This is a genomic window from Mucilaginibacter sp. (assembly GCF_028288205.1).
Classification (GTDB): Bacteria; Bacteroidota; Bacteroidia; order Sphingobacteriales; family Sphingobacteriaceae; genus Mucilaginibacter.
This window is the reverse complement of record NZ_JAQBOD010000027.1, coordinates 1-17,032: the sequence shown is the minus strand read 5'-3', so window position 1 is coordinate 17,032 and position 17,032 is coordinate 1. Positions and strand designations below refer to the sequence as shown.

Here is a 17,032-nt window from a genome sequence, read left to right as displayed (position 1 = left end):
AAACCGTTTGTTGGTCATTGGTCATTAAGTCATTAGTCATTGCTGACTACTTTCCTATCGTCCACTGGCTTCCTTCCGGCCCGCTCACTACATGATTTTCTATTTCCTAAAAGAACTTTCTCGATATACACTGTCGCAGTGTATCTGTTATTTATGTTATCACCTTTAACAGTGATTACTTTTTCAATTTTTGTATCCGAAAATCGCTTTCGGCAACCGCTTAATTTAGCGCCCCTTTCTTTTGGGACTGCAAAGGTATGAACCTTTTTTACTTCTGCAAATTATATTTTAAATATTTTTTCGCCTTGTATTTTGAAGTGTTTTAGAACAACCGCGCTATCTCTTTTGCGGGCTGCAAAGGTACACACAGTATTGATTATAGCAAATGGTTATTAACATTAATTTTATATTACGGGGTAAACTGTTGCAAATCAGGCTAAAAAAATTGGGCCAGTACATGGCACACCCCCTTTCAGGCAAATAGTTCATGTATACTCTATATATACTATCCTATATATACTATATATACTATATAATATAACAGCTATATTTAGTGATCGGTATCGGGATACTAAATACTTGCTATTATATACTACTCACTAAAGCCATACGTTAAAAGATGTTAAAATACATACCTGTATATATACATGTAAAAAACACGCTATATATTAGCAGATAAATAAATAATTGACCGATTTATAATATTCCTTATCTTTGCAAAATGTTTAAAAAATATTCATCATTATTTGCCTGCATATTATTTGTATTAGCTATTGCAGTTACAGGCTGCAAAAGCAAGTATGAAAAGCTAAAAGCAAGTAATGATAATGCTAAAAAATTCCAGGAAGCTCAAAGGCTGTACAAAAAGAAGGAGTACAGTAAAGCATTAGGTTTATTTGAGACCTTACTAACACGTTATCGCGGACAGGATGGCGCTACAGACCTTTTTTACGATAATGCAATGACGAACTATATGCTGAAGGATTATACCGCGGCGGCTTATCATTTTAAAGAGTTTGCAACCTCATATCCTTCTGACCCGAGAGCGGAAGAGGCCCGGTTTTACACAGCTTATTGCTATTACCTGGATGCGCCTATATTTTCGCTCGATCAGGAAAACACTACCAAGTGTATAGAATCATTACAACTGTTTATTAACCTTTATCCAAAAAGTGAGCGTGTTGCCGAAGCAAGTAAACTAATACAAAATTTACGCGACAGGTTGGAGCTAAAAGCATATTCGAATGCGAAATTGTATTTAACTATTGGTGACAACCAGGCCGCTGTTATTGCATTTGGCAATACATTACGCGATTACCCGGATACAAAATATGCAGAAGAGATGGAGTATTTAACCATCAAAGCGCAATATGAATATGCTCATCAAAGCCGTGAATTTAAACAGGAAGAGCGTTACACTCAAACCATAGCATTTGCCGACCAGTTTATTGAAAAATATCCTAAAAGTGCTTATATACATGCAGCCGAAGGATTACGAAAAGACAGTGGGGTTGGTATAAGTAATGCTAAACGTATAATAGCCCAGGCTATTAATGATGACAAACTGTATAGAAGACTTGCTAAAAAAGATTCTGTATTTATACCAATTTCAGAAAGACCGGACATTCATAAAAAAATGCCATAATTAAAAAAGATATGAGTAACAACATTATTAATACAACAAACAAACCTGCTATAGCCAGCAGTACCGTGACCCGCGATCTGCGCGAACTGGATGTAGAAACAGGCAACATTTATGAGTCGCTGGTAATTATGTCAAAAAGGGCTAACCAGATATCAAATAATGTAAAAGAGGAATTGCATGCAAAGCTTTCTGAATTTGCATCGTCAAATGATAACCTGGAAGAGATATTTGAAAACCGCGAGCAAATTGAAATATCTAAATATTACGAGAAAATGCCTAAGCCTTCATTGGTGGCAGTTCAGGAATTTTTAGATGGTAAAATTTACTATCGCAATCCGTTAAAGGAGCAATAGTAGCTTCTTAATTCAAAAGGTAAAATTCAAAATTCAAAAAGTAGGCTTTAGCCAAACAGGGACGTTTTATTGCGTACCTTTATTTTTGAATTTTGAATTTTTGTTTTTTACTTTATTTCTATGCTTGAGGGTAAAAATGTCGTTTTAGGTGTATGCGGCAGTATAGCTGCATATAAATCGGCTTTGCTGGTAAGGCTGCTTATTAAAGCGGGTGCACGTGTACAAGTAGTGATGACGCCTGACGCTACCAATTTTATAACCCCTTTAACGCTTTCAACCCTTTCAAAAAATCCGGTACTGACAGACTACTTTATTCCCGAAACCGGTGAATGGAATAATCATGTAGAATTAGGCCTATGGGCCGATTTTATAATTATCGCCCCCGCAAGTGCTAACACGCTGGCTAAAATGGCAAATGGATTAACCGATAATTTATTAACCGCCGTATACTTATCTGCCAAATGCCCGGTATATTTTGCGCCGGCTATGGATCTTGATATGTGGAAGCACCCATCTACTACAGAAAACGCGGCTACCCTGCAATCTTTTGGAAATATTATGATCGCTCCCCGTAATGGAGAGCTGGCCAGCGGCTTGCATGGCGAAGGGCGCATGGCCGAGCCTGAAGAAATCATAGCCTTCCTATCGGCTGATATTAAAAAAAAACTCCCGTTAACTGATATAAAGGCACTGGTAACCGCCGGCCCAACTTATGAGGCTATTGACCCGGTACGCTTTATAGGTAATCATTCATCAGGCAAAATGGGCTTTGCCATTGCTGATGAACTGGCTTTACTGGGTGCTGATGTTACGCTGGTTTCGGGCCCATCTGCACAAGTGAGCAAACAACGATTGATTAAACGCATTGATGTTACTACCGCTGCAGAAATGCTGGAGGCTTGCCGGCAACATTTCACCATGGCTAAAGTATGTATTATGAGTGCCGCGGTATCAGACTACGCGCCGGTTACCATCGCCACGCAAAAAATAAAGAAACATGAGGCCGGGCTTACCATCGAAACAAAAAAGACCACCGATATTTTAAAGTTTTTGGGCGATAATAAACACGATGGCCAACTGCTGGTGGGTTTTGCATTAGAGACTGATAACGAAGAAGCAAACGCTATTGAAAAACTTAAAAAGAAAAACCTTGATTTTATTGTACTAAATTCGTTGGGCGATGCGGGCGCGGGTTTTAAAACCGACACAAACAAGATCACTATTATAGACCGCGACCTGCAAAAAACCACCTTCGACCTTAAAAGTAAAGAGGATGTTGCTAAGGATATTTGCCAAAAAGTTATAGCGCTTATTAAAAGATGAGGTTATTTAGTATTTATATAGCATTGTTGCTTTGCGGGTTAACGGCTTCTGCCCAGGATCTGAACGCGCATGTTACTGTACTTGCCCCAAAAATACAAACTACCAATAAACGCGCGTTCCAAGCGCTGGAAACAGCAATGAAAGATTTTTTGAACGGGCATAAATGGCTTGCCGACCCTGTATTGCCTCAGGAAAGGATAGATTGTAACTTTGTATTAAACATTACCGCCTGGGATAATGGCAGTAATTACAGCGGCGAATTGCAGGTACAATCATCACGCCCGGTTTTTAACTCCAACTATAACTCTACCCTGTTAAGCATTAATGATAAAGATTTTGATTTTATTTATACGGAAGGGCAAACCATTGATTATTCTAATCAAAATTTTCAATCTAATCTGAGCGCTGTAATGGCATTTTATGCCTATATAATTGCCGGTGCAGATTATGATACTTTTTCAAGATTTGGCGGCTCGGCTTATTTTAACCTGGCGCAAAACATAGTTACCAATGCGCAAACATCGGCTTACAAAGGCTGGAAGGCTTTTGATAGCAACACCAACCGTTACTGGCTTGCCGAGAATTTGAATAGCAAGACGTATGCATCTTTACGTGGTTTTTTATATGACTACCATCGTAACGGACTGGATTTAATGGCAGATAATGCTACAAAAGGGCGCAAGGCTATTTTGGCTTTAATACCAACACTTATACAAGTAGACAGGCAACGGTTAGGGGCAATGTTTCCGTTAGTTTTTTTTACAGCTAAAGCTGATGAGCTGGTATCGTTATTTGCTCATACCGATCCACAGGAGCGCCTGGAGTCTTACAATACCCTTTCGCAAGCCGATCCGGCTAATGGTATTAAGTACCAGCAATTGTTGAAGAATTAAATTATATATAAGTAATTTTTTCCTACACCAAATCCAATCCCACAAAATTCTTATTCAGTATTTGGCTGTTACTTACATCGAGCCATTTATCTAATAGCGTTGCATAAATATCTCTAAAATCTACCTGGTATTTTAAATCGCCGTTATCCAATTGGGTCAGGTCTGGCGCATCATTAAATATGCCGGCCTTTTTAAGCTTGCCGCCAAATAAAAATACATTATTGGCAGTACCGTGGTCGGTACCGTTACTGGCATTTTGCTCTACCCGGCGGCCAAATTCAGAGAAGGTCATTACCAATGTATCATCCAGCTTATCTGTTGACTTTAAATCTTTAATAAACGCGGCTACCGCGTCACCATAAATTTTTAACTGACGGCCCTGTTGTGCCTGCTGCCCAACATGGGTATCAAATCCGCTTAGCGATACATAATAAACCCGGGTATCCAACCCCGAATTAATAAACTTAGATACATTTTTAAGTTGATATCCCAAACCTGTAGCAGGATATTGGGCTGTTACATTATAAGTTTTTGATGTTTTCTGTATATAATCTGCCGATGAATAAGTTTCGATCATGGTTTTGTACAGGTACCCTAAATTATCCTCGTTCAAATTAGTGTCGCCATGATCATGCACCAGGTCCTTAAAGAATGGTTCGCGTGTGGTTTGGAACAGTTTGCCGGGATCTTGTACTGCAATCCCTTTCATTTTAGCGCCCTTCATAGCCAGCGACAGCGTATCATCCACCTCAATAGCGGTATAAGGGTTTTTGCAGGTTTGGCAGTTCGAATCTAAATAGCGGCCGATCCAGCCGGTAGTTAAAAACTGGTCGGCATCGCTGCCGGTTTGCCATATATCCATCGATCGAAAATGCGATCTGTCAGGATTTGGGTAACCTACCGAATTAACTATATTCATCCAACCCTGGTCGTAAATTTCTTTTAAGGCTGATAGGTTAGGATTAAGACCCTGCATATCATTAAGCGTAACAATGTCAGGCTTATTAATGGCTATGGTTTTACGCTTTTGATAGTAAATATCATTACCATAAGGAACAACCGTATTCAGCCCGTCATTACCGCCTGATAGCTGGATAATAACCAGGTTTTTATGCCCGGTTAGGTCGCCTTTTGCCATTGCCTCTAACGGTTTTAAAAATGCCGGCACCATAAAGGCTCCTGATATTAACGCGGTGTTTCTTAAAAAATCTCTTCTTTCCATGATCTTATCTAATTATTGAATGAGCGATTATCAATTAACATTCACAATTCACTCATTAATTATCAGCAAAGCTGATACTCAGGTGTTGAAACTATTTGTATGATGGTTGATTTAATATCAGCCGAACTATTCATCTCGTCTACTACTGTTTTATCCAATTTGGGCTCCAGCATAAATTCTGCTATTTGCAGGTGTGTTGTATCGGGCGGAATATCATGTAAGAATTTATCCCAGTTGGGTTGCGCCTGTACCCGTTTAATTACGTTTAACTGCTGCTTGCGCTGCGATGCCAGGTAAGCCTCATCCTCGGGTGTGGCCTTGCCCGTAAAGTCAATTAAGCCGGCATTTAATATGGTTGATGGTATCTTCATCCGGTACATTAATGATGAACTGTCTATCCAGCTCCTGCCGCCCGGCCATCCCGCAACATTTGGCGGACGGAACAATACCTGCCCCAACGTACGCTGAAACTGCATCAACACATCCGGATTTTGGTAGCTGATGTAAAACTGGCGGTTTAATCCAACTAAAAGTTCAATGGGCGATTTTACCAGGTTACCAATATTTTTATCCTCATAAAACCAATCAGACAGGAACACAAATTCCAGCAGTGGTTTTATCTCATAATTAGCCTTATATAATACATCGGCCATTTGGTTAACGTGAGTATCATCCGGAATGTCATTAACAAAATAGCGGTATAGTTTGGTACATAGAAAAACAGCCGTTTGCTTGTTATCAGTAATAATGCTCATGATATCCTCGCCGCAATAGTTAGCGGTTTTGCCTAAAAAAGTTTTTTGCCCGTTATCATGCACACGCGGATTAAATGTATAAACACCTGTTTTACCACTATAGGCCCAACCCGTAAATGCCCGTGCCGATTCTTTAATATCCTGCTCGGTATAATGCCCCCTGCCCAGGGTAAAAAGCTCCATTAACTCGCGGGCAAAATTTTCGTTTGGGTGACCTTTTTGATTTTGTTGATTATTTAAAAACTGTAGCATAGCCGGCGTTTGCGATACCTGCAGCAGCAGCGTTTTAAAATTGCCCAACGCATTGGCCCGTTCAACATTATTCAGCTCCTGCTCATAATAGGCATTGCCTATATTGCATGAAAAATGATTATGCCAAAACAGGGTCATCTTTTCCCTTAGCTGCGCGTCGGTTTCGCTCAGTTGTTTAACCCAGGCATCATTGAGCGCTTTTTCTTGTTTATTTCGCTCTGCCTGCAACGCCATTTTATCCATGTCGGTTTGGGCAACAGGCTTTGGTCTAAGGTCTATGTTTTCATTAAGGGCATCGAGGAATTCTATTTTCTCAGACGCTTTGAAAAGTTTTTTTACGCTTTTTTTGATCGACTGGTTAGCCTGGTCATGCAGATCTTCGAACCTGATGCCGAAGCCTGCTCGCGCGTATAAATGTTTTATCTGTCTTGAGTTGTTCATTTACTAATGATGGATTTACCAGACTGCTTAAGATTTAATATGGCTTGGGGTGTTTACATTGGTGTGACAATCGCTTTAATAAATAGTTTAATGCCTGTAACTTTTTACTACTCTAAGATATAAATTTGTCTGATGATATTCAGGCTCAATAAGCGTTTACAATTTCCTGACCCGGAACTGGCCGAGCCGGATGGCTTGCTGGCAGTGGGTGGCGACCTTTCCACAGCGCGCTTAATGCTGGCTTACCAGCAAGGGATATTCCCGTGGTACAGTGATGATACGCCAATTTTATGGTACTCGCCGCATGAACGGTTTGTGCTTTACCCGGATGAGCTGCTGATATCATCAAGTATGAAAAGGGTGCTCAATTCAAACCGGTTCAAGGTAACGTATAACCAATGTTTTGCTGATGTAATAGAGGCTTGTTCATCCGTTGAGCGTAAAGATCAGGACGGAACATGGATAACTAACGATATGAAGGCGGCTTATATACAGCTTCACCATGAGGGCCATGCATATTCTATCGAAATATGGCAGCAGAATGAATTGGTTGGCGGCATGTATGGTGTAGCCATTGGCAATGTTTTTTGTGGCGAAAGTATGTTTAGCAAAGTAAGTAATGCGTCAAAAACCGCGGTAATAGCACTGTGCCAAAGCGAGAAATATAAGTTATTAGATTGCCAGGTACATTCTGACCATATGGAATCAATGGGTGCGCACATGATAACCAGAAAAGAATACATGGCTATGCTGAATAATATAGAAGGATAGTTAACTTTAGGGCATTCCCATATTTTTAGTAATAGGAATACCCGAACACCCCGATTTAGAAGTTTAAAAACTTCCAAATCTAAATAGATAGCATGCAGGTAATAAACACAAAAGAGCGTATAATTTTAGGCATAGACCCTGGTACAGCGGTTATGGGTTATGGGTTGGTAAAAGAAACCGGATCAAAAATTGAGCTGATTAGCCTGGGCGTGGTTAAAATGGATAAGATTGATGACCACATGCTAAAGCTGCAGCGCATATTTGAAAAAACTGTTGCTCTTATTGATAATTACAAGCCCGACTGCCTGGCCATCGAGGCCCCGTTTTATGGCAAAAACATACAGGTAATGCTTAAGCTTGGCCGGGCGCAGGGCGTGGCCATGGCAGCGGCACTTTCGCGCAGCATAGAGGTTACAGAATATTCTCCCCGTAAAATAAAGCAATCTATAACCGGCAACGGTAATGCTACTAAAGAGCAGGTTGCAGCCATGTTGCAAAATCTGTTAAGTTTTAAAGAAACCCCCGATTTTTTAGATGCTACCGACGGGCTTGCAGTAGCGGTTTGCCATTCGTTCCAAAAAATAAGCACCGGCAAAAGCACCGGCAAAAAATCCTACTCGGGTTGGGATACCTTTGTTAAGGATAATGCTAAACGGGTTGTTTAGTATCATTTGCAGAGATCGCTTTTTAAATTTTATTTGTCGTTTTTTGGCTAAAGCCCCTTTTAATGATGTTTCTTCCGCCCCATAAATGGGACGGCAATGAATTTAGCCACTATTTTCGACCTAATTTTTTCATTTATTGCCGTTGGGCTTCAGCCAACGGCTTAGATTGCAATGATTGAAATGGCTTTAGCCACAAATTATATGCTTTCATTTTAAACGCGATTTCCCTGATACTATTTGCCATCGGCAATACATTTTCGCGATTTTCCCCTATACTTTGCAAAGCATATATACTATAACCGAAAAAAGCCATTTTTTATTTAGCCCAAGGCAACCTATCCACAGGTATTTCCGTCATCACTATATAAAAAGATGAACAAGTCCCCTGCATTGATAATATCTACTAATAACAGAGCATCCGTGACTGAGGTAAAGGAAAACATATTAGCTACGCTGGCCTATTTTGATCTATTTAATTATCCGTTAACCAGCGTTGAGATATATTTATTTTTAAAGAATAAATATGAGCAGGATGACTTTGATGGTGCGCTAAGATGCCTTATCGCTAATCAATCCGTCTATCAATTCAGCGAGTTCTACACCCTTAAAAATGATTACTCTTTAATTACAAGAAGATGTGCCGGGAATAAAAAAGCTGCAGAGTTGATTAAAATCGGCGGAAAGGTAAGTGATATACTTATCAAATTTCCTTATGTGCGCGGTATAGCTATTTCGGGGTCTTTATCCAAAAACTTTGCTGATGAGAACTCTGACATCGACCTGTTTATTATAACAGCTAAAAATCGTTTATGGATAGCACGCACGTTAATGCATGCTTTTAAAAAATTAACCTATTTAGTAAACAAGCAGGATTATTTTTGTATGAACTATTATATAGACGAAGAGCAATTGGAAATTGTTGAAAAAACTATATATACGGCAATAGAAGTAGTTACCCTGATACCTTTACAAGGCGATGCCACGATAGAAAATTTTTATGCGGCCAATGCCTGGACAAGAGAATACTTGCCCAATAAAATCATGCGGCTATCATCTGCAAAACCGTTAAAGCCTGTTCTTTTTAAAGTACTGTTTGAAAAACTGCTAAACAACCGTTTAGGCAATGCCATTGACAATATGTTAATGAGAATTACAGCAAGCAGGTGGTTAAAGAAAACACTGTCAAAAAGGGTAAATTCAAAAGGATCTATTATGGGGCTGGATGCCAACAAGCATTATGCTAAGCCCGATCCTAAGAATTTTCAGAGCAAGTTGCTGGAGCAGTATCAAAATAAAATATCAAGTATGTTAATTTCCCCTCAAAATATCCTGGCTAATTAAGCCAATAATAGTTATTCAAAGCATTAGGAGACTCCTACGGAGTCCAAAACAACCACCATGTGATGCTATTTCTTTCTGAGTGATATAATATAATAATCGCCAATAAATCGCCATGGCCAGCTAAACCTGTATTTGTTTTCAAGTTTTTTTAACCGGTCATATATAACCGGATGTTTTTCGGCAAAATGCTCAATGTATGATGGCGGAACGATAGTGCATAACCCTTCAACAGAAAGCACATTAAACGAATCTTTCAGCGTATTAACAATATACGATGGATTGTAATACCAACAAGAAAAATAAGTGCCTTCCACATGTGCCTTTACCCCATTTTTGCTGAACCATCTGCGCGTAGCAGTTTTAAACATACCTTTAATCAACAACAGCGACTCCCACAAACAAAATTCAGGTAAAACAACCAGCGTAACCGTGCCATTTTTATTTAATAACCGAGGCAGCGATAATAAAACCTTATCCAGTTCGCCTGTGCAGTTTAAGCCTGCAAAATTGGAGAAAACATGATCATAAGGCCCTTTGTTTTTTAGATTATTCAGTTGCGTAAAAGAGCATAGCTCTGTGCTTATTAAATTATCCAGGTTGTATTTTAATGCTTTTTCGCGCAGCTTTTGCTGCATGCCTTCGGCTATGTCTGTAGCATGAACTTTATGGCCCAGGCCGGCAAAATAAACAGCGTCATCACCTGTGCCACTGTTTAGCTCTAATATAGATGCGCCGGGCCGCAGGTATTGCAAAACGTGGCCCCTTACCCTGCCGCGTTTATAATTAACAATGGTATTGCCCGAGTATATGTCGTCAAATATTTCTGATTGTGCAGAGAAAGCTTTTGCCGCGTATTGTTCGTTTATATTTTCTGCAACAGCTTCCATTATATTTTTTCTAATTGATTAAGCTTCAAACGTTCAATATAAGTAGCCGGGGTATAATAAAAAACAGACAGCGCCTTTTTTAAACTTTTGATATTAACATCCAATGGGTTTTTAATTAGCTTAATAATGCTGTTTTTTGCCAGGTGCATATGGTAGTTTTTATGTACATATTTATGCAGTTGCTTATAATAGGTTGGGGGGAATGTGTTGCTAAACATCAAAGCCATTTCATCAGAGTCGGTCCAGTTTGTTTTTTTCTTCAGATCGGCTTTCACCCTGTCATAAAAAACAGTGCCGGGTAACGGATAAGAAACCGATATGCCAATTTCAAATGGCAACAGTTCATTTATCATTTTAATAGTTAAAGCAATATCGGCCTTGTCCTCGCCGGGATAGCCAAACTGAATAAAGAAAGATGGCTTGATACCTTCTTTTTTCATTGCTTTGGCAGCTATGCGTATTTGCTCAACCGTAATGCCTTTATCCATGGCATCAAGTATTTTTTGCGAGCCGCTTTCGGCGCCAATCCAAATATTTTCACAACCTGATGCAGCTAATGATGCCACTAACTTTTCATCTACCAATAAATCGGCCCTTGATTGTATTTTGAAACGTGTACGCAGGTTTTCTTTTTGAATTAGTTGTGAAAACTCCATTACCCAACCCGGTTTTAAGCCAAAAATATCATCACAAAACCATATATGGTCTATCGGGTATCGGTCTTTTAGCAATTTTAATTCCTTTATTACATTTTCCGGACTGCGCGAATTATAGCGGTTACCATAAATAGGCTTAGCGCACCAGTTACATTTAAACGGACAACCACGGGTAGTGCCTAAATTGATAGAAAAGTAACCCGCACTTTTTAACCAGCTTTCACGATAGCGCTCCATATCAACTAAATCCCACGCAGGCAGCGGCAAGCTATCAAGATCCTTTAAAACAGGGCGCGGTATTGTTTTAATCGCTTTGTTATCTTTGTTTATAAAAGCTAACCCCTGTATAGCAACATAATCTTCCTGGCCGGTTTTAATATGATTAACCAGTTCAAGCAAAGTATGCTCGGCCTCGCCTATTATTACAAAATCAGCACCTTCTTTCAAGTACTCCTCATAACGGTCTGTAGAGTCAGAACTGGAAACAATTACCGTGCATCCCTTTGCTTTAGCCATTTTGCACATGCTAAAGGCCGCCTCACGCATATTGGTGAGGCACATTTTTGTGAGATAATTAAATCCATCATCATAGATCACAAAAAAATCGGGGCGTATTTTTTCCAATACAGGAATAACTCTGTTCGGATCTTCAATAAACATGGTATCAAATAAAGAAACGTTATAACCATTCTCACGCATTAACGCTGCAGCATATAATGTTCCCAACGGAGCATAGGGTTGACCCAATGACCATTGTTTAGGGTCAAACCGTAAAAAATAGGAGTGTGAGAATAGTATATTATTCATTTATATAAATAACTACGTTTTTAAAAGTTAATGGGTTGCCCCGGTTTTGTATTATACTTCATCATGAGTGCTTACTTTTTTGCCCTGTAAATATTATAGTTATACATTGTTTTGTATAAATAATAATTCTTCTGTATTAATTCATTAACAAACTGCCGCATATCTGCACTTACCAATTGCTCATATTCTGAAAATAAAGGCACAAGTATCATTGCCGGTTTATTTATTTGCATATCATGAAAAAATGTCTCCTTTGCTATACGGGTTTGAGTGGCATTAAAGTAAACCGTTGGCGATATTCTTTCTGAGTAAGCTTGCACCTGCGCGCCAAAACCGGCTACAAAAACTTTATCCTGACTGGTTGTATTGGCTTTTATCCATAACCCCAGTTCTTTTCGTGAGCCTTCACCCGGTTTAATATAGGGCCGTATGCCATATTTTTCTACCGGGCCTGTACCGCCGATCAGTATTTTTTTGATATTTACCAGTGGTTCCAATAATTTGGGAAAGAAAGTGAGCCATATAATAACCATTACCGGCTTTACCGGCACTTTATGAACATTAACCAACCAGGTAATAGTAAAGGCACTCATTAATGATAATAGGGCCAGTAAATCTTTAAGATGCACCGTATCATATATACCTATTATGTTTATCCCTATAAACTCAAGGACGAGCCATAAAATAAACAGATCGACCTTTCTTTTTATAAAAATATAAGCCAGAACAAGCGGATAAAACAGGATGATCTCTGAATAAAAAAACTTATCGGAAAAATTTTCCAGCTTCCATAATAGGCTATGATCGGTAGTGCTGCCTGTTCCAAAATTATCTGCCAGCCCATAAGTGAGAAAACTATGAAGATTGATGCCTGCAAAAAAACCTGCCGATGCAAGAAATAGAATACTTAATGATACTCCTGCACAAAACGTCACGGTGTATATCCTGCTTTTACGCAATGATGAAATAATTAGGGTAAGGATGCCAAAAATTGCTGATAAACGGAACCCTAATCCTAAACCAGCCATTAAGCCACTGATTAGAACATCTTTTTTATTTTGCGCAGTAAGATATTTATAAACCGCTATGGCAATAAACATTACCTCATAAGTTTCTGTAAATGCAACGTACCTGCCGCCTGTGCCATGCCAAAGTAATGACAACCCGAAAAATGATATAGCTAACATGCCGGCTTGTTGGCCCGCAATGTGTTTAGCTATTTTATAAATATAGTATATACTTATTGATTGGCAGGCCGTAGCCAACACCCTGGGAAACCAATAATTTACACCAAAAAGTGTATCTGATAAACCGAAAATTACAAATATTAAGGGAGATTTATTATCAATTCCGCCCGAGTAAGGAACCATACCATGCCTAAACCAGTTACGGCCTATGTAGTGCCACATGGCCTCATCAAATGATAGGGCAAAACCATTTGTAAGCAAGGTAACCAGCAATTGCAATATGGTTAATAATATAATTATCTGCAGTAACGTTGGTCGCCGGCTGCTTACCACTTCCTTCAGGTTCATCATACTATATTATAATTTTGCAAATGGCGATAAATTTAAACTACATACACATTTTACGCATGTAGCGTTGGTGCCCATATCCAGTGTTTTCCTGAAATTGATTGCTTCATTACTGTTTAATATATCCGTTAACGAATTATCTCGTATATTACCTATAGTGTCATGAAAAAAGCAGGGGCGCACACTGCCATCCGCCTCTATTACGGTTGATACCCATGGTGCATTACATTTTTTAAACGGAAACGCATTTAAGCCATAAAATGCCGCGTAGTAATTATATATATTCTGAATTTTCGCAGCGGATTCTGCTATAAATCCACTATTAAAATCAGTTGTTTGGCTAAGTATGCCATTAATAACATCCTGTAATTCAGGCAGCTCTTTCTCACTTATTAAAATTTCATGCTGCTTTGGTTCACTCCATGCAGTTTGGCGGTTAAAGGCATGGCTGCTAATATCAGCAGGTAAAAAACTTACCTGGTTTATACCCATTGCTTTTGCTGCTTCAATAATTGCCGGCCAGTTCCTAAAGTTTATACGATGAATAACTGTACGTGCTGTAATACGATAATTAGGGTCGATAGATTTGATATGCTCTATGCCCTCCTTCAGTTTTTTAAACGCGTTGGGAATGTTGCGGATAGCATCGTGCATTGGCTCGTCACCATCCAGTGAAACTATCATATCATCAACCCACTTTAATATCAGCGGGGCATTGTTTTTTATAGATAAACCCGTAGTAAGCAAGCTTACTTTAATATTTTGCTTTTTTAATATTTCGCAAAGCTTAAAAAAATTGGTATTCAGCAAAGCTTCACCACCCGACATTACTACCTGCTGGGCTCCAAACTTTTTCAACGATATCAACAGATCGTTTATATCCTGTTCGGTAAGCTGTTTCAGATTTTTATTGTCCTTCCATATATCGCACATTACGCACCTGCAATTGCATGCACTATGCGGCATCAGGATTACTACCGGCAAGGCAAATATTTGGTGCGTTTGCAATGTGCGCAGGCGTTTGTAAGTATGTGTTATAGATGTAAACAACATGATTATTTATAAATAGCTATCCAGTAAAACGGTTCTTTTTTAAATATGCGGTTAAGTATGTTACCGGGATTAAAAAGCACCCGGTAGTTAAATCCCCAAAACCCGCTTATAGTATGATGGAAATAATGATCGGCCATTTCGGGTATGCCCATATCGTTGTAATAATCGCGGCAGCGCCCGGCTGCTTTGCCAACTTCCGGTGGGTCATAAAATAGTGTGTCAATAATATGTATCTCGCCGCCCCGGTTTAAAATATTTAATGCTTTTTGTAAAACTGTAACTATCGATGAAAAGTATTGTAATGATGCAGCCAAAACAATCACATCAAACCGTACCTTATCAAACATAATATCGTTAAAATCATCGTATACAAATTGAAGGTTGGTCTTTTTAAAAACACGCCTGGCCTGGCTAATTTCTGTGCGGTTTATATCAAGGCCGGTTACGTTTGTATTGGGTATATTGGCCATTTTTGCCGATAACCAACCATTGCCGCAGCCAATTTCCAGTATATTTAAATGCTTGTGTTTCTTTCTAAGATAAGTTAATAATCTGCCGCTTGATTGTTTCCTTATCTCCCATTCGTGCGAGTGGATATCAAAATCGGGCAGGGCTTTTAATTGGTCGTCGGTATAAACCTTTTTTTCATGCCGTCTTACCGCAATATAAAGTTCTTCAAAACCCGTCTCTGGTTTTTTCGACTGTTTCTTTGCAATATCTTTAACACTTATATCCAACAGCTTTTAATTTTAAAATCCCTGTATTTCCGGCTGGCGATATTTCCAAATCCGTTGCAGCAGCTTTATCTCGTATGGGTATTGATACACATTTATTTTATAGCGCAAAGTTGATACCGCTTTTATAGCCGCACGTTTTAGTTTGCTTAGCCTGATATCTGTTGTTGTTGGGTAAACGCCATTCAACACTGTTTCAAAATTCCTTATCTTATCAATCATTTCGGCTGTTAGCCATGGCGTGAGCGGATTTTTCCTCAGATCAAAATTTTCCCATGCCGGACTTATCCAATCTTCCAGCGTTTGCGGAAATTTAAAGCCGCTGGCCAATACCTGTTTATATAGTTCTGATCCCTCGGTAGGTACGGGGCTATAGGTATAAATAATAATCTCTGTCTTGGGATTTATCGCTTTTACTTTTTTAATAAAATCTATTTCAAAATCAATTTGCGCCATAACCTGCTGCGGCGTTGGCGCAGGAGTACCTAACACAAATGAGTATTCGGGTATAATGTCAAACTTCTTTAAGCGTTCGGCAAATTCAAGTATTTGGTCGCCGGTTTGGGTGCCGCCTTTATCCATCTGTTCTAAAATGGCATTATTGCCGCTTTCGGCACCAAAGAATATGATCTTACATCCTCCCCTGCGTATGGCTTCTAATGATGAGTCTTTAAATTTATGCATCGTATCAATACGGGCCATTCCCCACCAGGACATGTTTTCGGGTTCAATTAGCTTTGAAAACTCAACCGCGCGTTTTTCAGAAACAAAAAAGTTATTATCATGAAATTCAATCGCGGTAGCGCCCCATTTATCTTTAATATACTTAACGTCGTTATAAACGGTTTGTGCCGATTTTGCCTTCCACCTTGCCTCATAAATAGGAACCACTGCACAAAATGAGCAGGTGAACGGACAACCTATGCTGGAGTGATAGGCCAATGTTTTTTCGCCCAAATAGGTTTTGCCTAAAAACTTCGGGATAGGATAAAACTCATTTAGTTTATTGTAAGGTAATGGCGGCAGCGAATCCTGGTCCATCAGGTCTTCTTTAGCTGTTTTAATTAGCTTGCCATCTGTGGCCTGGTAAATAAGGTTCCTTATAAATTCATACGGCTCGTCTTTTTCCATGGCATCTATTAACGCCGGAAAGGCATGGTCGCCAGGGCCGTTTATGATAAAATCAACATAACCGGAATACAGTACAGAGTCCGGCTGATTAGAAGGGAAGTACCCCCCCCATATCATTTTTGTATCAGGATATTTTAGTTTTATTGTTTTGGAAAACAATATAGCCTGCCTTAATTGTGGGCCCGGCATTACCGTAAAACCCAGGTATTTAAACTCGCCGGTATCTAAATAAGATTCCATTTTCTTTAAAGGATCGGCTTCACAATTCCCGTCAACAATTACCCATTCATATTTTCCTTCGACCGACGCGGCGATATTTAAAATAGAATTAGGTATTCTGTACTTAGAATTGGCGCTTTTGGGATTGAACAATAATATCTTATTCATAGCAATAGATAAAATGAGCTTGTGTATAAGCTAACTTATACACAAGCCCGGTAAATTAATTAATAACCAGGGTTATGACTAGGTACCAGTAATGGATTTTGTGAAGCATCCGTGCCCGGGATATCAGCATAGTAACATTTCGCGTTAAGTGTCCTGGTACCACCGGAGTTTTGCTTGATAT

General features: G+C 39.2%; 15 protein-coding genes. 7 read left to right on the top strand and 8 right to left on the bottom strand.

Annotated features, from left to right (window positions below; translation table 11 throughout):
• Window positions 1–721: 721 nt before the first annotated feature.
• The 4 genes from JWR23_RS05985 (at window position 722) to JWR23_RS05970 (ending at window position 4,214) form a co-directional block, all read left to right on the top strand.
• Window positions 722–1,645 (top strand): outer membrane protein assembly factor BamD, encoded by a 924-nt coding sequence (locus JWR23_RS05985; protein ID WP_299514172.1) that lies wholly within the window; start codon window positions 722–724, stop codon window positions 1,643–1,645.
• A gap of 11 nt (window positions 1,646–1,656) precedes the next feature.
• Window positions 1,657–1,998, top strand: coding sequence for a DNA-directed RNA polymerase subunit omega (locus tag JWR23_RS05980; RefSeq protein WP_299514169.1), 342 nt, complete (start codon window positions 1,657–1,659; stop codon window positions 1,996–1,998).
• 120 nt (window positions 1,999–2,118) lie between these two features.
• A complete protein-coding gene (coaBC, locus tag JWR23_RS05975; protein ID WP_299514166.1) occupies window positions 2,119–3,321 on the top strand; it encodes a bifunctional phosphopantothenoylcysteine decarboxylase/phosphopantothenate--cysteine ligase CoaBC in 1,203 nt (400 codons plus the stop codon).
• On the top strand, window positions 3,318–4,214 hold the full coding sequence (locus JWR23_RS05970; RefSeq protein ID WP_299514163.1) for a DUF4835 family protein: 897 nt from the start codon (window positions 3,318–3,320) through the stop codon (window positions 4,212–4,214). Before coaBC ends, JWR23_RS05970 begins: the two co-directional genes overlap by 4 nt.
• Before the next feature lie 22 nt (window positions 4,215–4,236).
• Here the strand turns inward: JWR23_RS05970 and JWR23_RS05965 are convergent, their stop codons facing one another.
• Both JWR23_RS05965 and JWR23_RS05960 read right to left on the bottom strand, forming a co-directional pair.
• Window positions 4,237–5,436, bottom strand: a complete 1,200-nt coding sequence (locus JWR23_RS05965) for a DUF1501 domain-containing protein (RefSeq protein WP_299514160.1) — start codon at window positions 5,434–5,436, stop codon at window positions 4,237–4,239.
• Between the two features lie 62 nt (window positions 5,437–5,498).
• Window positions 5,499–6,884, bottom strand: a complete 1,386-nt coding sequence (locus tag JWR23_RS05960) for a DUF1800 domain-containing protein (protein ID WP_299514156.1) — start codon at window positions 6,882–6,884, stop codon at window positions 5,499–5,501.
• A gap of 132 nt (window positions 6,885–7,016) precedes the next feature.
• Here JWR23_RS05960 and aat point away from each other — a divergent pair, with 132 nt between their 5' ends.
• The 3 genes from aat (at window position 7,017) to JWR23_RS05945 (ending at window position 9,661) form a co-directional block, all read left to right on the top strand.
• Window positions 7,017–7,655: a leucyl/phenylalanyl-tRNA--protein transferase gene (gene aat, locus JWR23_RS05955; protein ID WP_299514153.1), complete on the top strand. Its 639-nt coding sequence runs from the start codon at window positions 7,017–7,019 to the stop codon at window positions 7,653–7,655.
• 92 nt (window positions 7,656–7,747) lie between these two features.
• Window positions 7,748–8,320 (top strand): crossover junction endodeoxyribonuclease RuvC, encoded by a 573-nt coding sequence (gene ruvC / locus JWR23_RS05950; protein WP_299514151.1) that lies wholly within the window; start codon window positions 7,748–7,750, stop codon window positions 8,318–8,320.
• Between the two features lie 372 nt (window positions 8,321–8,692).
• The gene (locus JWR23_RS05945) at window positions 8,693–9,661 is read left to right on the top strand and encodes a nucleotidyltransferase domain-containing protein (protein ID WP_299514149.1); all 969 of its coding nucleotides are present in this window, start codon (window positions 8,693–8,695) and stop codon (window positions 9,659–9,661) included.
• Between the two features lie 65 nt (window positions 9,662–9,726).
• Here JWR23_RS05945 and JWR23_RS05940 read toward each other — a convergent pair whose 3' ends face one another.
• From JWR23_RS05940 to JWR23_RS05915, 6 genes are all read right to left on the bottom strand, one after another.
• Window positions 9,727–10,548: a class I SAM-dependent methyltransferase gene (locus JWR23_RS05940; RefSeq protein WP_299514146.1), complete on the bottom strand. Its 822-nt coding sequence runs from the start codon at window positions 10,546–10,548 to the stop codon at window positions 9,727–9,729.
• Window positions 10,548–12,011: a radical SAM protein gene (locus JWR23_RS05935; protein WP_299514141.1), complete on the bottom strand. Its 1,464-nt coding sequence runs from the start codon at window positions 12,009–12,011 to the stop codon at window positions 10,548–10,550. The genes JWR23_RS05940 and JWR23_RS05935 overlap by 1 nt, the downstream gene beginning before the upstream one ends.
• A gap of 71 nt (window positions 12,012–12,082) precedes the next feature.
• On the bottom strand, window positions 12,083–13,549 hold the full coding sequence (locus JWR23_RS05930; protein ID WP_299514134.1) for a glycosyltransferase family 39 protein: 1,467 nt from the start codon (window positions 13,547–13,549) through the stop codon (window positions 12,083–12,085).
• Between the two features lie 6 nt (window positions 13,550–13,555).
• Complete coding sequence (locus tag JWR23_RS05925; RefSeq protein WP_299514131.1) at window positions 13,556–14,599, bottom strand: radical SAM protein; 1,044 nt, start codon at window positions 14,597–14,599, stop codon at window positions 13,556–13,558.
• A gap of 2 nt (window positions 14,600–14,601) precedes the next feature.
• Complete coding sequence (locus JWR23_RS05920; RefSeq protein ID WP_299514127.1) at window positions 14,602–15,336, bottom strand: bifunctional 2-polyprenyl-6-hydroxyphenol methylase/3-demethylubiquinol 3-O-methyltransferase UbiG; 735 nt, start codon at window positions 15,334–15,336, stop codon at window positions 14,602–14,604.
• A 12-nt stretch (window positions 15,337–15,348) separates the two neighbouring features.
• A complete protein-coding gene (locus tag JWR23_RS05915) occupies window positions 15,349–16,851 on the bottom strand; it encodes a radical SAM protein (RefSeq protein ID WP_299514124.1) in 1,503 nt (500 codons plus the stop codon).
• Window positions 16,852–17,032 lie beyond the last annotated feature (181 nt).

What these genes read in the sequence shown, in the direction of transcription:
- JWR23_RS05915 (WP_299514124.1), bottom strand. Translation starts at nt 16,851, where the DNA reads ATGAATAAGATATTATTGTTCAATCCCAAAAGCGCCAATTCTAAGTAC.
- JWR23_RS05940 (WP_299514146.1), bottom strand. Translation starts at nt 10,548, where the DNA reads ATGGAAGCTGTTGCAGAAAATATAAACGAACAATACGCGGCAAAAGCT.
- ruvC (WP_299514151.1), top strand. Translation starts at nt 7,748, where the DNA reads ATGCAGGTAATAAACACAAAAGAGCGTATAATTTTAGGCATAGACCCT.
- JWR23_RS05980 (WP_299514169.1), top strand. Translation starts at nt 1,657, where the DNA reads ATGAGTAACAACATTATTAATACAACAAACAAACCTGCTATAGCCAGC.
- JWR23_RS05970 (WP_299514163.1), top strand. Translation starts at nt 3,318, where the DNA reads ATGAGGTTATTTAGTATTTATATAGCATTGTTGCTTTGCGGGTTAACG.
- JWR23_RS05985 (WP_299514172.1), top strand. Translation starts at nt 722, where the DNA reads ATGTTTAAAAAATATTCATCATTATTTGCCTGCATATTATTTGTATTA.
- aat (WP_299514153.1), top strand. Translation starts at nt 7,017, where the DNA reads ATGATATTCAGGCTCAATAAGCGTTTACAATTTCCTGACCCGGAACTG.
- JWR23_RS05945 (WP_299514149.1), top strand. Translation starts at nt 8,693, where the DNA reads ATGAACAAGTCCCCTGCATTGATAATATCTACTAATAACAGAGCATCC.
- JWR23_RS05935 (WP_299514141.1), bottom strand. Translation starts at nt 12,011, where the DNA reads ATGAATAATATACTATTCTCACACTCCTATTTTTTACGGTTTGACCCT.
- JWR23_RS05960 (WP_299514156.1), bottom strand. Translation starts at nt 6,884, where the DNA reads ATGAACAACTCAAGACAGATAAAACATTTATACGCGCGAGCAGGCTTC.
- JWR23_RS05965 (WP_299514160.1), bottom strand. Translation starts at nt 5,436, where the DNA reads ATGGAAAGAAGAGATTTTTTAAGAAACACCGCGTTAATATCAGGAGCC.
- JWR23_RS05925 (WP_299514131.1), bottom strand. Translation starts at nt 14,599, where the DNA reads ATGTTGTTTACATCTATAACACATACTTACAAACGCCTGCGCACATTG.
- coaBC (WP_299514166.1), top strand. Translation starts at nt 2,119, where the DNA reads ATGCTTGAGGGTAAAAATGTCGTTTTAGGTGTATGCGGCAGTATAGCT.
- JWR23_RS05930 (WP_299514134.1), bottom strand. Translation starts at nt 13,549, where the DNA reads ATGATGAACCTGAAGGAAGTGGTAAGCAGCCGGCGACCAACGTTACTG.